Source organism: Bacillus sp. UNC438CL73TsuS30 (assembly GCF_000482325.1).
GTDB lineage: Bacteria > Bacillota > Bacilli > Bacillales > Cytobacillaceae > Neobacillus.
The window spans coordinates 475,155-490,807 of the sequence record NZ_AXVA01000005.1; the positions used below are offsets into that span (position 1 = coordinate 475,155).

Annotated in this window: 21 protein-coding genes; 20 read left to right on the forward strand and 1 reads right to left on the reverse strand. The window is 38.1% G+C overall.

All coding sequences use genetic code 11. The annotated features are described in order from the left end of the window. Positions 1 to 223 precede the first annotated feature (223 nt). The 17 genes from M028_RS0102765 (at position 224) to M028_RS29315 (ending at position 13,091) form a co-directional block, all read left to right on the forward strand. Positions 224 to 721 (forward strand): YqhR family membrane protein, encoded by a 498-nt coding sequence (locus tag M028_RS0102765; protein ID WP_026572539.1) that lies wholly within the window; start codon positions 224 to 226, stop codon positions 719 to 721. A gap of 103 nt (positions 722 to 824) precedes the next feature. After that, positions 825 to 1,886 carry a M24 family metallopeptidase gene (locus tag M028_RS0102770; protein ID WP_026572540.1) on the forward strand — a complete coding sequence of 354 codons (1,062 nt, stop codon included), beginning with the start codon at positions 825 to 827 and terminating at the stop codon, positions 1,884 to 1,886. A gap of 22 nt (positions 1,887 to 1,908) precedes the next feature. Next, positions 1,909 to 2,466 (forward strand): elongation factor P, encoded by a 558-nt coding sequence (gene efp, locus M028_RS0102775; RefSeq protein ID WP_026572541.1) that lies wholly within the window; start codon positions 1,909 to 1,911, stop codon positions 2,464 to 2,466. Positions 2,467 to 2,696: 230 nt separating this feature from the next. After that, positions 2,697 to 3,371: a response regulator gene (locus tag M028_RS0102780; protein WP_026572542.1), complete on the forward strand. Its 675-nt coding sequence runs from the start codon at positions 2,697 to 2,699 to the stop codon at positions 3,369 to 3,371. A 134-nt stretch (positions 3,372 to 3,505) separates the two neighbouring features. Continuing rightward, positions 3,506 to 3,949: a PCYCGC motif-containing (lipo)protein gene (locus M028_RS33525; RefSeq protein WP_442852766.1), complete on the forward strand. Its 444-nt coding sequence runs from the start codon at positions 3,506 to 3,508 to the stop codon at positions 3,947 to 3,949. A gap of 9 nt (positions 3,950 to 3,958) precedes the next feature. Next, entirely contained in the window at positions 3,959 to 4,612 is a 654-nt protein-coding gene (locus M028_RS0102795) for a c-type cytochrome (RefSeq protein ID WP_026572543.1), read from the forward strand. A gap of 224 nt (positions 4,613 to 4,836) precedes the next feature. Then, a complete protein-coding gene (locus M028_RS0102800; protein ID WP_026572544.1) occupies positions 4,837 to 5,895 on the forward strand; it encodes a hypothetical protein in 1,059 nt (352 codons plus the stop codon). Between the two features lie 13 nt (positions 5,896 to 5,908). Next, positions 5,909 to 6,361, forward strand: coding sequence for a cytochrome c maturation protein CcmE (locus tag M028_RS0102805; RefSeq protein WP_051590897.1), 453 nt, complete (start codon positions 5,909 to 5,911; stop codon positions 6,359 to 6,361). Between the two features lie 25 nt (positions 6,362 to 6,386). Then, positions 6,387 to 8,369 (forward strand): heme lyase CcmF/NrfE family subunit, encoded by a 1,983-nt coding sequence (locus M028_RS0102810; protein WP_026572546.1) that lies wholly within the window; start codon positions 6,387 to 6,389, stop codon positions 8,367 to 8,369. Position 8,370: 1 nt separating this feature from the next. Then, positions 8,371 to 8,874: a cytochrome c-type biogenesis protein gene (locus M028_RS0102815; protein WP_026572547.1), complete on the forward strand. Its 504-nt coding sequence runs from the start codon at positions 8,371 to 8,373 to the stop codon at positions 8,872 to 8,874. Positions 8,875 to 8,886: 12 nt separating this feature from the next. After that, complete coding sequence (locus M028_RS0102820; RefSeq protein ID WP_026572548.1) at positions 8,887 to 9,258, forward strand: hypothetical protein; 372 nt, start codon at positions 8,887 to 8,889, stop codon at positions 9,256 to 9,258. After that, the gene (locus M028_RS0102825) at positions 9,255 to 10,247 is read left to right on the forward strand and encodes a hypothetical protein (RefSeq protein ID WP_026572549.1); all 993 of its coding nucleotides are present in this window, start codon (positions 9,255 to 9,257) and stop codon (positions 10,245 to 10,247) included. The genes M028_RS0102820 and M028_RS0102825 overlap by 4 nt, the downstream gene beginning before the upstream one ends. A gap of 23 nt (positions 10,248 to 10,270) precedes the next feature. Next, complete coding sequence (gene ccmA, locus M028_RS0102830; RefSeq protein ID WP_026572550.1) at positions 10,271 to 10,975, forward strand: heme ABC exporter ATP-binding protein CcmA; 705 nt, start codon at positions 10,271 to 10,273, stop codon at positions 10,973 to 10,975. Further along, entirely contained in the window at positions 10,972 to 11,652 is a 681-nt protein-coding gene (locus M028_RS0102835; protein WP_026572551.1) for a heme exporter protein CcmB, read from the forward strand. The genes ccmA and M028_RS0102835 overlap by 4 nt, the downstream gene beginning before the upstream one ends. Before the next feature lie 3 nt (positions 11,653 to 11,655). Beyond that, a complete protein-coding gene (locus M028_RS0102840; protein ID WP_026572552.1) occupies positions 11,656 to 12,417 on the forward strand; it encodes a cytochrome c biogenesis protein in 762 nt (253 codons plus the stop codon). Between the two features lie 12 nt (positions 12,418 to 12,429). After that, on the forward strand, positions 12,430 to 12,561 hold the full coding sequence (locus M028_RS31840) for a CcmD family protein (protein WP_081810626.1): 132 nt from the start codon (positions 12,430 to 12,432) through the stop codon (positions 12,559 to 12,561). A 23-nt stretch (positions 12,562 to 12,584) separates the two neighbouring features. Beyond that, on the forward strand, positions 12,585 to 13,091 hold the full coding sequence (locus M028_RS29315) for a TlpA family protein disulfide reductase (protein WP_035423621.1): 507 nt from the start codon (positions 12,585 to 12,587) through the stop codon (positions 13,089 to 13,091). A gap of 47 nt (positions 13,092 to 13,138) precedes the next feature. Here M028_RS29315 and M028_RS0102855 read toward each other — a convergent pair whose 3' ends face one another. Further along, entirely contained in the window at positions 13,139 to 13,789 is a 651-nt protein-coding gene (locus M028_RS0102855) for an SIMPL domain-containing protein (RefSeq protein ID WP_026572553.1), read from the reverse strand. A 208-nt stretch (positions 13,790 to 13,997) separates the two neighbouring features. Here M028_RS0102855 and spoIIIAA point away from each other — a divergent pair, with 208 nt between their 5' ends. Genes spoIIIAA through spoIIIAC form a run of 3 tightly spaced genes read left to right on the forward strand, consistent with a single transcriptional unit; the run spans position 13,998 to position 15,652 of the window. Beyond that, positions 13,998 to 14,921, forward strand: a complete 924-nt coding sequence (spoIIIAA, locus tag M028_RS0102860) for a stage III sporulation protein AA (RefSeq protein WP_026572554.1) — start codon at positions 13,998 to 14,000, stop codon at positions 14,919 to 14,921. Next, the gene (gene spoIIIAB / locus M028_RS0102865) at positions 14,922 to 15,437 is read left to right on the forward strand and encodes a stage III sporulation protein SpoIIIAB (protein WP_026572555.1); all 516 of its coding nucleotides are present in this window, start codon (positions 14,922 to 14,924) and stop codon (positions 15,435 to 15,437) included. It abuts the gene before it with no gap. Positions 15,438 to 15,448: 11 nt separating this feature from the next. Next, positions 15,449 to 15,652: a stage III sporulation protein AC gene (gene spoIIIAC, locus M028_RS0102870; protein ID WP_026572556.1), complete on the forward strand. Its 204-nt coding sequence runs from the start codon at positions 15,449 to 15,451 to the stop codon at positions 15,650 to 15,652. The last annotated feature ends 1 nt before the right edge of the window (position 15,653 follow it).

Below are 15,653 nucleotides of genomic sequence, written 5' to 3' on the forward strand. Positions count from 1 at the left end.
TGCACATTAGCAGAAAGTAAATCTGTATGTACTTAAATTTATTCTACTAGAAAAAAGAAAAAACCTCTATGAATGTAATAATTTTTCCATTTAAATTAAAAAAATTTTTATATGCAAGGGAATGAAATCCGAAGGACATAATAAAGAGCAAGAACATTATGGAAGCATACTCAAAAAAACTCAGTATATCCATTGGATAAAAAGATAAAAGGAGGTCTATTCCATGGAAAACGATCATAAAGAAAAAACGTATCCAAAACCAATGTCCTTCCCAATGATGGTTTTTTGGACAGGGCTAATTGGGGGACTTTTTTGGAGTACAATCGGCTGGTTAGCTTACTATTTTAGTTTTACGGAGATTCGCCCAAATATCCTTTTGGAGCCATGGGCCCTTGGCAGCTGGAAATACGGTTGGATTGGAACGGTAATCTCCATACTATTACTTGGATTCATTTCTGTTGTGGCTGCATTTATTTATTATGCTGCATTAAGAAAGTTTACCGGCTTTTGGGTTGGACTTGGTTACGGGGTTGTTTTATTTTTATTGGTATTCTTTGTACTAAATCCGCTCTTTCCGAGTATGGATCCTATTGTTGACTTAAAGAGAGATACTTTGATTTCTTCAGTTTGTTTATATATTGTATATGGAATTTTCATAGGATATTCGATTAATTATGAGTACCAAAATACCGTAATGAAGCAAAAAGAGACAGCCAGTTAATCATCATGATTAGGCGTATTTGATCTATTATGATAAAATAATTTTGTTGTGCAGTCCAAGTACATAGTTCTAAAACTGCCTTTTAAAAGGAGAGTAGAAACCCATGGTGAAATTAGAGAAATTAAGAGAAAGTTTTGCGGCAAATGGGATTGAGGGAATACTGATTACAAGCCCATATAACCGCCGATATGTTTCAAACTTTACCGGAACAGCAGGAGTCGTTTTGATTAGTTCTGAAAAGGCATTATTTATAACAGATTTCCGCTATATGGAGCAGGCCTCAAAGCAATGTGAAGGATTTGAAATTATTAAATTTTCAACTACGATTCCAGAAGAAGTGGCGAAACAGGCCAAACAGCTTGGAATCAACAAGCTTGGTTTTGAAGCGGACTATTTAACTTTTTCTGAATTTAAATCATATGAGAAAGAAATTGAAGGGGAGCTGCTGCCGGTTTCAGGAGTAATTGAAAAATTACGCTTGATTAAGACGGATGCAGAGATTAAGATATTAAAGGAAGCAGCAGATATTGCTGATGCTGCGTTTAAACATATTTTAGATTTTATTCGCCCCGGGAAGACTGAGCTTGAGGTAGCGAATGAATTAGAGTTCTTTATGAGAAGGGCCGGAGCAACATCTTCTTCATTTGATACAATTGTCGCTTCAGGGAAACGCTCCGCACTTCCACATGGTGTAGCAAGTGATAAAGTAATTGAAACTGGGGATTTTGTTACCCTTGATTATGGTGCATATTATAAAGGTTATGTATCCGATATCACAAGAACAGTTGCAGTGGGACAGCCGGATGAAAAGCTTAGGAATATTTATGAGATTGTTCTGGATGCACAGCTAAAAGGGATGGAAGGCATTAAACCTGGGATGACAGGTAAAGAAGCCGATGCATTAACAAGAGACTACATAACTGAAAAGGGATTCGGTGAATATTTTGGACATTCAACCGGCCATGGAATTGGTCTTGAAGTTCATGAAGGTCCTGCTCTTTCATTTCGTTCTGACCTTGTTTTAGAACCAGGAATGGTGGTTACATGTGAGCCAGGAATCTATATTCCAGGGCATGGCGGCGTCCGAATCGAAGATGACACATTGGTCACGAAGACTGGTAATGAAGCTCTGACTCACTCAACAAAAGATCTAATTATTTTGTAATGTATATAGGAGGATTTATTGCATGATTTCTGTTAACGATTTTAAAACAGGCTTAACGATTGAAGTGGATGGCGGTATTTGGCGCGTCATTGACTTCCAACACGTAAAACCAGGTAAGGGTGCAGCTTTTGTTCGCTCCAAGCTGCGTAATCTTCGTAACGGAGCCATCCAGGAAAAAACGTTCCGTGCCGGTGAAAAAGTTGAAAAGGCCCAAATTGATAACCGCAAAATGCAGTACCTTTATGCAAGCGGAGATCAACATATATTTATGGATATGGAATCGTACGAGCAAGTTGAGCTTCCGGCAACTAGCATTGAGTATGAATTAAAGTTTTTGAAAGAAAATATGGAAGTTCACATTATGATGTTTAATTATGAAACCCTCGGGGTGGAATTGCCAAACACAGTTGAACTTGAAGTGACTGATACAGAGCCTGGAATTAAGGGTGATACTGCTTCGGGCGGTACAAAACCAGCAACACTTGAAACTGGTTTAATTGTTCAAGTCCCATTCTTTATAAACCAAGGTGACAAGCTAATCATCAATACTACAGAAGCATCATATGTATCAAGAGCATAATTTATTTTTAAAAGCCTTAGAGCGGTTCAGCCGTTCTAGGGCTTTTTTTCTTTTCCTTCGAAAAGGCCGATATTTGAAAAGTTTGTGAAATATAAAGGGATAAGTTTTGAACAATTTATTAAACTCATTCTTTATCACTAGTGTGTACATGGCTTGAAGAATAAAATGGAGTTGGATAACGAGGAGCATTTTAGTGTGTTAATTTACCTTTTTAGATTAGGGGGAGTCAAATGGATAAAATCAGAATTCTTATAGCAGATGATTATCATTTGTTTATCCGCGGCATGGAAAGTATTCTTTCTGAAGATTCATCTCTTCAAATCGTCGGGAAAGCATACAACGGCAAACAAGCCTATGAAATGGCTGTAGAACGAAAACCCGACGTGATTTTGTTAGATATGAATATGCCTGTTATGAATGGTCTTCAAGCCTTAAAAATGATTGTAGGGGAATTGAAGGATATAAAAGTTTTAATGTTGACACTGAATGATCAGGAAGAATTATTAGTCGAAGCACTAAAATCAGGTGCTAAGGGATATTTATTAAAGGATTTACTTCCTAATGAATTGCTGACATTTGTACATATGGTGTATAGAGGAGAAAACATTATTACGGGACAAATGGCCGGGAAAATCATAGAAAACAGCTCAATGCAGGCAATAAATAGACGAAATCAAGTAGAATTGATTTTTACTAAAAAGGATGTTTTGACTAGACGAGAGAAGGAAATTTTGGTCCATGTGATGAAAGGCCAGACCAATCGTGAAATTGCTCTGGCATTACTTATTTCAGAAAATACCGTAAAAAATCATTTGCGAAATATTATGGAAAAGCTTCACATGAATAATCGTGTCCAAGCAGCGGCCTATGCATTCCAGGAAGGCTGGCTGCAAAAAGGGTCATGACCAGCTGGACAAAATCACTACCAAAACGGTTAAAACCATAAAACTTCACTAAATAGTAAGAATTAAGGACCGTTTGCAAAAAATGTTTTGCTAAAATGAACATGAAATTAGGATTAGGAAGGAGGGAATTGGAAATGAAGCGAATTGGCTCATTATTTTTGATGGGTATAATAATTGCATTTATTGCTGCCGGATGCAGTTCGAATCAAGCGAACACAAAATTTGATAAAAAAAATGCTCCTTTACCGGATTACGTTCTAAACTCAACCACAAAAATAAAAGAAACCTATGTAATGGCCTCGAACTATCCAAAGGTATTGGCACAGGTTCCGTGTTTTTGCGGCTGTGGTACGGATGGGCATGATAGTAATTTAAGTTGTTATATTGATAAATTCGATTCAAATATGAAAGTAGAACAATGGGATTCGATGAGTATATCGTGAGACATTTGTATCAATATCGCCCGGGAGGCGGTACAAATGCATCTGGATGGTAAAAATCCAAAGGAAATTTATCGATTAATTAATGAAAAATATAAAGAATATGGGGATCCAACACCAACACCTGAACCAAAGTAGGGATAGCCTTTGAAGAAATTATTCGTTGGAGTTTTTGCTTTGATTTTAATTGCCGCTGCTTTCCTTGGGAAGGGATTTATTCCCGTTCAGAATGACTCTAAAGCGATTGCAACAGGTAAAAAAATTTATCGTCAGCATTGTCTTGCCTGTCACGGACAAACTGGTAATGGTGAAGGCACAAAGGTCGGGACAGCCCTTAATAATCAGCAATTCTTAAGTACGGTGACAAATCGTGATCTATATGAGTATGTGAAATCTGGCAGGAATGGTACAGATATGCATGCTTACGGAACAATTTTGTCCGAAAAAGATATAAACCAACTCGTTACCTTTATCCGAAGTTGGCAAACCGACAGAATTAAATTTGTTGCGCCAAAAACGATCTCTGGAAATATCGAGAGGGGAGAGAAACAATATAATCTGTATTGTCTAAATTGTCATGGAGAGGCAGGCGCGGGAAAATTAAATATGGGGACAGCTCTTTCAAATCCACAATATTTAAAATTCACTTCCAATAAGCAAATTTGGATTAGTACGGCTTATGGCCGTGAAGGCACCCGTATGGGTCCATCCTTAAAAGGGCTAGACGGGGTACGGCAATTAAAAAAGGAGGATATTACCGATATTGTTTCCTATATTCGGTCATTAGAAAAGAAAAAGTAGAAACCTGAATCAACTGGATTCAGGTTTTTTACTTTTCCATTTCATTATATGTGAAAATTTTGTGTTGTTTTTTTGTCAAAAACAGGGCGATTTTCCTCCTTTAACAAAATGTTCAAGAGTGAATCAACCAACGGCATCTATTACGGATTATATTTATTCCGAAGAGGGCTATGGTGGAAAATAGTACTTTCTGGTGATGAGTTTTCCAATTAAGGGGGATCTAAATGCTAAAAAAGAAATGGTTTGTCCTATTCATTCTTGCCTCATTTTTATCCAGCTTTTGTTTACAAAAAGCAAGTGCAGAAATGGAATTTAAGGAAGAAAAATTTCCGTTTAAAGAAATGCAAATTCAGGTAATGCCGGAGTTTGATTACCCGGAGGATTGGCCAAAAGACACTCCATCCTTACTAGTAGGTCAATACGGAACGATTACTAATAAAAGCGGACAAGATTTTAACGGTAAAGTTGAAATTTCTGTTCCTGCAAAGGAAAAAAACTTTCAGGCCTATTTAGTAGCAGAATTTCCTGAAGTAAATAAGCCAGAGGTTCAGCGGCCATATGATGTTGATCAAGAAAAAGGCATCGTTACCTGGAAACCGAAAAATCCAATTAAAAATAACCAAACCTATCGATTTGTCATCGAATATTACACAAATTCAATAAAAGTTGCGGATAAAAAAAGTTTTACATACGAATTAAAAAATAATGCAGAAATTAAGCAGCTTGACGTAATTTTTTATGCACCAATGAAAGCAAAAGAAATTCAAATGAATCCTAAACCAGAAAATACTGAAAAAAGTGAGTATGGAGAAGATCTTTTCTATTACCAATACAAAAACGTTAAATCTGGAGATTCAATGAAATATTCGTTCTCTTATAAGAAATCTGGATCTGAATCAACAATGGCTGCCATTAATAAACAGCAAGCTCCTAAAGATGAAAACCATAAAGGGGTTAGCAGTGGTACTTCAACCGATCAAGTGCTCAATAACAGTACAAGCACTAAGAGTACAAACCCAAAACCGATTATCGGGGTTGGTGGTGCTTCTATAATCGGATTAGCCATTATCATTGCAGGTGCTCTTGTATATATGGGAATCAAAGGTAGACCACATAAAGAAACAAAGGGTGCCTTGAAAAATCAACCGCAACAACCAAAACAAACTCTAAAAAAAGAAAATAAGTCTTTAAACGATGAGCAAAAAAAGGAACTTCGAAAAAAACTGTTAACAGGAAAAATTGATCAAGAAACATACGACGAACAAATGAAAAAATTAATTTGATGGGGTGATGGGAATGAAGAAAAACACACTCGTATTACTTGGAGGCTTTGTAATTGCTGGGGCGATTATTTTTCTCTTAATGGCCGCAACGCCGGGGTCAAGCGGGATTGAATTAACGATGAAACAATTACTTGCAACACAGGACCAACATAAAGATGATTTTGTCACCGTCGAAGGCTTATTACAGGAAAAAACCATTCAATGGAATCCTGACAAAATTGAATTGAAGTTTGATTTAAAGGATAACGAAGGTAATACGCTTCATGTCATCCATAACGGACCAAAACCGGATAATTTCTCTCAAGGAGTCATTGTCATTCTCCAAGGGTCACCGACAACAAAGGAACGTTTTAAAGCTGAATCGGTAAAAACGCGATGCCCTTCAAAATATGAGGGAAAAGATATGAAAAACTATGATCCTAAAAAACACGCAAAAATGTTAAACAAGCCACCAAAAGAAAACTAAGAGAGAAACATAAGAAGGTGACAAAATGTATTTATTCGCGAATGCAACAATTTATATTGGATTAGCACTTGCCATATACGCTCTTCTCATTATGACACTAGGAATTAGTACAAAGAATCAGCGGTTTATCAATAGTGGTAAGGGTGCAATGGTTGCCCTATTTACATGCGCAGCGTTTGCCATGATTTCATTGCTGTATCTATTAGCAACCTCTCAATTTCAATATGAATATGTAACAGACTATACAAGCAGTGAGCTTCCGATTATTTATAAACTCACGGCTTTATGGGCAGGAAATTCCGGTTCCCTGCTATTATGGACTTTTTTCTTAACATTGTATTCAATCATGATTGTTTTTTCTAAAAAGATGAAAAGGAACCCAATGGTTCCATATATTTCTGCCATTCTATTAGCCAATGCGGTTTTCTTCTTTTTCATACTTGGCTTTGTAGCAAAACCGTTCGCCATACTGACAGAAATACCTGCAGAAGGTAAGGGTCTAAATCCGATGCTTCAAAATCCAGGTATGATTATTCATCCTGTGACCCTTTACCTGGGCTATGTTGGATTAGCTGTTCCCTTTGCATTTGCTATGGCTGCGTTAATCCTGAAAAATGTCGATGATTTTTGGATTAAAATGACAAGACGGTGGACGATTATTGCTTGGTTGTTTTTAAGCTTAGGCAATATCTTTGGGGGGCAATGGGCGTATGTTGAACTAGGCTGGGGCGGATACTGGGCATGGGATCCGGTAGAGAACGCTTCGTTTATGCCGTGGTTAACGGCTACTGCTTTTTTACACTCTGTTATGATTCAAGAGCGAAAAAATATGTTAAAGGTTTGGAATATCAGTTTAATTATTGTTTCCTATGCATTGACACTATTCGGAACATTCTTGGTCCGAAGTGGAGTTCTTACTTCTGTCCATGCTTTTGCAAACTCAAATCTCGGATTATACTTCCTAATCTTTATGGGGGTAGCCGTCATTGGGGCATTATATGTGCTGATGAGCCGCTATAACCTTCTTAAAAGAAGTGCAGGAGAATTTACATCCTTTGTTTCAAAAGAAAGCAGTTTCTTAGTTAACAATCTATTATTAGTTGGAGCAGCTTTCGCCGTGTTCTGGGGAACCATCTTTCCGCTTGTTTCAGAGGCTGTTCGTGGTACGAAGGTAACGGTTGGGCTTCCTTTCTTTAATAAAGTAGAAGCTCCAATTCTTTTATCGATGATGTTTGTGATGGCTGTTTGTCCTATGCTTGCCTGGCAACGTTCCACTGTGAAAAATTTAAAGAAAAACTTTGTAATTCCTGCAATCCTTGCAGTCGCTGGTATGGTGTTAATGATTGTGCTCGGTATCCAGAAAGCATGGGCGGTTATCGGCTATGGAGTTATTATTCTATTATTTATTACCCATTATTTAGAGTTTTATCGAGGCGTAAAGGCAAGGAGAAAAATGACGAAGGAAAGTCCATTTGTTGCACTTTACCGTTTAATGATTAAAAATCGCCGCCGCTATGGAGGTTATCTTGTCCACCTTGGGATTGCTTTTATCACAATGGGGATTATTGGTTCACAAAACTATGATTTGCAGACGATGAAAACCGTTCCTTTAGGCGGCTCTATTGACATTAAAGATTATCGTATCAATTATGAACGGCTAGATCAGAAAAAAGAAGGAATTAATGATATTGTTTACGCAGATGTTACTGTCTTTAAGGATGGGAAAAAGCTTGGCTCCTTTGAACCACAAAAGGTCTTTTACGGTAACTGGGAAGAACCTTCTTCTGAGGTAGCAATTATTTCTTCTTTAAAAGAAGACTTATATATTGTCCTAAGTGCCTGGGAAGATGATGGCAAGGCCACATTTGTCGTTAAAGTAAATCCAATGATGGATTGGTTATGGATTGGGTCTTTCATGATTGTGATCGGGGCATTGTTTGCTGTATGGAATGGCAAGTATCAAACTATTACTCCGAGATATACAGGAGTAAAGAAAGAGGTGGCTTAGTATGAAATACAAATATTCTATTGGGCTTATCCTCATTGCTTTTATCTTTCAAGCATCCTTCTTTCGTGTAGATGCCAGAACCATTGATTATAAATCAGCTGAATTTAAAGCGGTAGCTTCACAATTTTCCTGCACATGCGGCTGTGGACAGGATCATTTTGAGTGCGATCCCAATACATGCAGTCTCACGAAAGAGTTTAAGAAGGATCTAGTTGGCATGATGAATAAGGGTTGGGACAAGGATAAAATCCGCGATTATTACGTCAATATCTACGGTGAAGAAATTTTAACTGCTCCCGAAAAAAGCGGTTTTAGCTTGACTGCCTGGATTCTTCCTTTTGTCGTGTTAGGACTTGCTGCCGCTTCATTATTTTTCGTCATTAGAAAATGGGTGAGGAAAAAGGAAGGGGATGAACCTGTCCTTGAGGCTGAAACAAATAAGGATGAAGTTGAAGGAGAAATCCTTTCCTCCATAATTGATGAGGAACGTAAAAAGTATCTCTAGGATGTGAACAAAATGCACGATATCTCAATCATATCAATCATTTTTACCGTTGCATTATTACTGGTCTGTTTATTTTTAACCATATCACCACTTTTTAATAGGGATTCTTATTTACCGGGCAGTGTAAAACCAGAACAAGCTGGGACGAAAGAAGCACTGATGACAACACTCAATGAATTAGAGTTTGAGTACAAGATGGATAAAATATCGCAAACCGATTATCAACACTTAAAGAAACAGTACGAGATTCAGATTGCCGTGTTGATGAAAGAAGACGAGCATGTCGAAGAACAGAAGATAAATCAAGCGCTAATGGCTGAAATAGAACGAGAAATTGAAGCAACGATGAAAAGCTATAAAAAGAAAAAGGGGGAAGGGAAGTGATTAAGAAGATCACCATTTTCTTCCTTGGGTTGCTGATGCTTCTTCCCTTAAATGGGATGGCAGCATCCAATTCAAAGATTTCAATTGATATGCATTATCTTGTAGTAAGCCCTGCAGAAGATGGCTCTACGAATATGATGAATATGGTCAATTATTCGAATGAAACTGCCCATGAATATAACGGGGATGGAAAAAGTGAAGGAGTATTAAAAGTAACCTTGCCGGTAGGAGCTACAGACTTAAACTTTTTAGATAGTAAAATAGCAATAAAACAGATGGATACAGGGTTTATTACAAAGGATCCAATCCTGGCTAATCAAACTCAGGTTCTTCCCTACAGTTATCGGATGACAAAAGGTAAGGGAATTAACCTTTCGTTTGATTATCCTGTGCAAACGATGCAGGTCCTAGTCCCTGAAGGCATGGGAAGTGTTGAATTTAAGGGTGTGGAAGCAACAGAACAGGGACTCTTTAAATTTGAAAATCAAAACTATTGGGGCTATAGCGTCGAAGGAATTAAAGTGGACCAGTCCTTTACGCTTTTTTATAACAAGGATAAACAGCCTTCCACAGAAGGAACTGCGGCAGCGGCAGAGAAAAATAGCGCTAAAACAACATCCGTTACACGAACGGCACCTGCGTTTCATAATCCAGGACATATTCGCATGTGGGAGCAATCGGCACTAAGGCGCTTCAACCCGCATCTTTTTTTAATCGTATTGTTTGCCATAATCATCGCAGGAGTCTCCTATTTTGCCTACTTTAAAAGAAAAACGAGATTGGAAGAGGAAAGGCTTGGTGCAGATAAGGAAGAAAAAGCGTTTAAGCTGTTAATGGCAAAACAAAAGGCAATTTTGGATAAAATTCTTGAGCTCGAAGAAACCTTCGGGGATGGAAGCCTGTCTGAGGATGATTATCAGGCAAAACTCAATGCATATAAACAGCATTTGGTCCAAGTGAAATTGAGTTTACGGAAATATATAGAGTAAGCTTCTAGTTTGGGGGGACTGCAATGATTGAAATACAAAAACTTACTAAGCAAGCGGACAACAAATTAATTTTACGTGGAGTAGACCTCTCTATTAAAAAAGGAGAAACAGTAGCCATTCTTGGACCAAACGGTGCGGGAAAAAGTACTCTGTTAAAAGTGCTTGCTGCCTTAATAAAACCCACATCGGGAATAGTCAAAGTAAATGGTTTGGATTTAAAAAAGAACCAAACGGAGATTAAAAAAATATTAGGATACCTGCCCCATTCAAGCTTGCTTTATGATCATTACTCGCCTTTGGAAAATCTCGTATTCTATGGAAATGTTTATGGTGTGCAAGAGGTCGAAAAAAAAGCGGTTGAACTGGTAAAAGATGTAGGATTGTCTTTCTTTTTAAATGAACCGGTAAAGAATTTTTCCCGTGGGATGATCCAAAGAATTGCAATTGCCCGAGCGATTATTCATGATCCGGAAATCCTACTTCTCGATGAGCCGCATACTGGATTAGATCAAGGGGCGATAACGATATTAAACAAAGCAATCCTTTCCATGAAAGAAAAAGGGGCAACAACCTTGATGGTTACACATGATTTTAAACAAGCTGCTGAAATTTGTGACCGAATTATCATTGTGAAAAATGGGAAACTTGTCGATGATTTTCACATCAAGGATCAGTCCCTTAGCATCGTTTCTCAAAAATATGAGCTGCAGGTGGAGGGAGCCTCATGAACCTTTTTCGAACAGCGCTCCTACTAGCAAAAAAAGATTTACTCTCAGAATTAAAAACAAAGCAAATATTAGTAACTCAGATTATTTTTGCCGGACTTGTCATCGTGGTTTTCAGCTTCGCCTTTGATCCTGCAAACAATACAACCAAAGCTGTTATTCCCGGGATTATTTGGGTGATTATCGTTTTTGCCGGTATCTTAGGTCTTAACCGCTCATTTATTTCCGAGCAGCGAAATGATACGATTCAGGGTTTATTGGTGGCGCCGATGGAAGCCGCAAGTATTTTTTTAGGAAAATTCATCGCAAATTTCACGATGATTCTAATTGTTGAACTGGTTTCCATCCCGTTTTTATTCTTATTATTTGATTTCAAAATGCTTGGAAGTGTCGGTTATTTTATTCTCGTTATCTTTGTCGGCAGCTTTGGGTTTATTTCCATTGGTACTTTTTTAGCTGCCTTGGCTGCGAATTCCAGAAGCAGCGAAATGTTGTTGCCATTATTATTATTTCCGATTACAAGTCCGATCCTAATTGGGGTTACCCAAGCAACCAGGATTATTTTAACGGATATGAGCAAATTATCAAGTGCACTTTCATGGACGCAAATGGTCACAGCTTACGATATTATTTTCTTCGTGGTTTCGTTTTTATTAATCGATTATATATTGGAGGTTTAAGAAATGAGTATGAATCTCGAAAGGGAAAAGGTCACGCTTCCATTACCTCAATTGGACGAAGCAAAGCACTCGAGGTTACCTAAAATATTATTTGGCAGTACGGTTATTGCAATGCTTTTATCTCTTTATTTTATTTTCTTATATGCGGAGGAAGAGAAAACAATGGGTGCGGCACAAAAGATCTTTTATTTCCATGTAAGTTCCGCCTGGGTGGCCTTTTTTGCCTTTTTTATCACCTTTTTGTTTAGTATATTGTTTTTGATCAAGCGGAAAAGAATCTTTGATACATATGCCTATGTTTCCGCAGAAATTGGGATTGTGTTTACGCTAATTGTATTAACAACTGGCCCAATATGGGCAAAATCATCATGGAATACTTGGTGGGTATGGGAGCCCCGTTTAATTACGACGTTAATCCTTTTCTTTATATATATTGCCTATATTATGATTCGTCATATGGATGGAGTCTGGGATAAAAAGGCAAGGCTGTCTGCTGTTTTCGGAATCATTGGGTTTGTTGATGTTCCGATTGTATTCTTTGCGATTCGCTGGTGGCAGACAAAACTTCATCCAATTGTTTTTGGAGAAGGTCCTTCTCAAAAAGGAGAGGGGATTGCCCCAACGATGCTTGTAGCTTTGTTGGTTACGATTACGACGTTTACACTTCTTTATTCCTATTTACTAAACAAAGGCGTAACACTCGAAAATATGAAAATTAAAGTAGATCAATATAAAGAAAAATTAAGAGAAAGCATGGAAAATTAGGAGGAATGTAAAATGAATTATGAATTTATGTATGCTGCTTATTCGGTTGCCTGGGTGATCATATTCTCATATTTGTTTGTGATTGATAAGAAACAAAGCAAGCTGAAAAAAGAAATCGAGTTCTTGAAACAGCTGGACAAATAAGAAGCGAATTTGGAGGATATGCGATGAACCAGCGTGTCATCAAATCAGTCGTGTTGATCCTTTTAATTGGAATGTTTTCGTTTTTCGCCTATAGTTTAGTGAGTAAGGCGAAGCATACAGATGTAGGGGATCAAGCCTATAATTTTAAATTGCCAAATTTGACAGGCAGTAATACAAGGCTTTCTGATTTTCGCGGTCAAGTGGTTGTTTTGAATTACTTTGCAACCTGGTGTGCACCATGTAAGGAGGAAGCACCGGAACTAGAAGCTTTTGCAAAGGATTACGGTGATCAATATAAATTGATTATGGTAAATAGAGGCGAAACAATCGACCGGGTTAAAAGGTTTTTGAAAAAATATAATACACCCGCAATCTATATTTTTGATTACAATGCTAAAATATCAAAATTATATAACGTCACAGGACAGCCTGAAACCTTTGTGATTGACAAAAAAGGTGTGATCCGTGAACACTATAATGGTCCGGTAACCGAAATGCAGCTTTATAATTTTGTTAAAAAGTATGACTAGTAAATGAAAAAAGGATGGAATCGACTATATCCCGATTCCATCCTTTTTTAATATTCGAATTCAGCTGAAATCGTTGCTTTGACTATTAGCTCGCCGGGTTCAAATTGAGTGGAGCTAATCCCTTTCACATAGCTCATTTGTGGATTCAAAATAGGCGGTGGGAGCGTTCCGACTTCAATGACCGAGATTGGAGTTGGATTCAATGTTACCCTTAACGTGTTTGCAATGGTTTTAGCTTTTTCAATCGCCTTAGTTAATGCGAGGGAAAGTGCTTTTTGATAAATCCCATCTTGATTTTTTAATGAAAAATGGACATTTGCTACATAGTTAGCCCCGTTTTGAACGGCGGTATCGATTACCCTGCCAATCGATGTTAAATCCTCTAATTTTACTTTAAGTATATAGGTCACTTTATATGCGCGAAAAGTTTGTTTCCCTTGATCAAAATCATATTCGGAATCAATTCGATAATCAAAGGTTTGTAGATTTTTTCGTGCAACCCCTAAGGATAAAAGTGATTGAATCAACTTGTTAACCGCCTCTGAATTTTGCTGCTGTGCCTCCATCAATACCTTATTCTCGGTCATGACACCTAAATTTACGTTGGCCATATCAGGCTGCACCGCAAGCTCCCCTTCACCGGTAACTTTAATGACATGGTTTTTACCTATACGTTCCGGTTGTTGGTAACGATACATTTGTTGACTCCCCCTCCTATGTTCTTTTTATAAAATACTGTTGCAACGCAGGAAGTATTCCTTAGGGGTTCCTACTGTCTATCATTTAGGCTGAAAAAAATAGAATGAAAGGAAATTTTGAAAGAATCGCCTGATTTGAAAGTCATATTGCGCTTTAAAAGGCATACATTTTAAATAATGAGACAAGCAACAACAAGGAGGATACATTGTGGAAACGATTCTTCATTTTTTACCAAAAAATATTGCAGACCTTATCAGTAAACTCCCTCCTAATCAAAAAGAAGAGCTCGAGGAAATCCGAATTCGCATAAATCGACCGATTGAAATTACAACGAAAGGAGCTCCCCAGTTCCTATCGTATCGGATCCAGCCGGAGGATGCGTTCCATTTAATGAATAAAATAAGCCACTTTTCTATCTACACCCTTGAGGAAGAGCTAAAACGGGGATATATCACCGTGTCCGGCGGGCATCGTATTGGTCTTGCCGGAAAGGTCATTCTCGAGGATGGAAGGGTAAAGGCAATTAGGGATATTTCTTCTTTTAATATTCGAATTGCCAGGGAGAAGCTGAGGATTGCTGAACCATTCATTTCCTATATTTATAAGGATACATGGATGAATACGATGGTGATTGGGGCCCCGCAAACAGGGAAAACAACCTTGCTGCGTGATTTTGCCCGAATCATTTCCACCGGGGTTTATTCAAAAGGGATCCAGGCAAACAAGGTAGGTATTGTGGACGAACGAAGTGAAATAGCTGGGTGTGTTAACGGAGTTCCTCAGCTGACATTCGGTCACCGTGTGGATGTTTTGGATGCCTGTCCAAAAGCTGAAGGAATGATGATGATGATTCGCTCGATGAGTCCGGATGTATTAATTGTGGATGAAATTGGACGTAAGGAAGATGCGGAGGCAATCCAAGAGGCGGTCCATGCTGGAATAAAGCTGATGATGACCACCCATGGAACAAATTTAGAGGAAATAAAAAATAGGCCGTCACTTAAGGGAATACTTGAGCAAAGAATCTTTCGCCGCTTCATTGTCCTTAGCAGGGATGAAGGACCTGGAACGGTTACACATCTATTGGATGGAGAAGGAAAAGAACTGATTCAAAAAGTGAGAGTGACATAAATGATTAAAATTATTGGTGCCATTTTCATTATTATTGCAACCACTTGGACAGGTTTTGAAGCAGCACGGAATTTCAGTGAACGGCCAAGGCAGCTTCGAATGCTGAGATCAAGTCTGCAATCACTCGAAGCTGAAATCATGTATGGACACACACCATTGCATGAAGCTGCAAGAAGGCTCTCAGACCAGCTAACAAAACCTTTATCCGGCTTTTTTGAGTCCTTCGCAAAGAAACTTACGGACTCGGAGACAACTGTAAAAGAAGCCTGGGAATCAAGCTTGAAAGAGGTATGGAAATCAACAGCCTTAAAGCAAGGTGAATTTGAGATTATGAAGCAATTTGGGGAAACGCTTGGCCGACACGACCGCTATTCCCAGCAAAAACATATTATGCTAACTCTTTCACATTTAGAGAGAGAAGAAGCAGATGCGCTTGATAGACAGTCAAAATACGAAAAAATGGTAAAAAGCCTGGGATTCCTGTCAGGATTATTATTAATCATTTTATTATTCTAGGGGGAGCTGCAATGGGGTTAGAAGTGGATATTATTTTTAAAATAGCGGGGGTAGGGATTGTTGTTGCCTTTTTGCATACAGTCCTAGACCAAGTTGGTAAAAAGGAATACGCCCAGTGGGTGACGTTATTTGGTTTTATCTATATTTTATTTCAAGTGGCAACCATCGTGGATGATCTTTTCCAAAAAATAAAATCTGTCTTCTTGTTCCAATAGA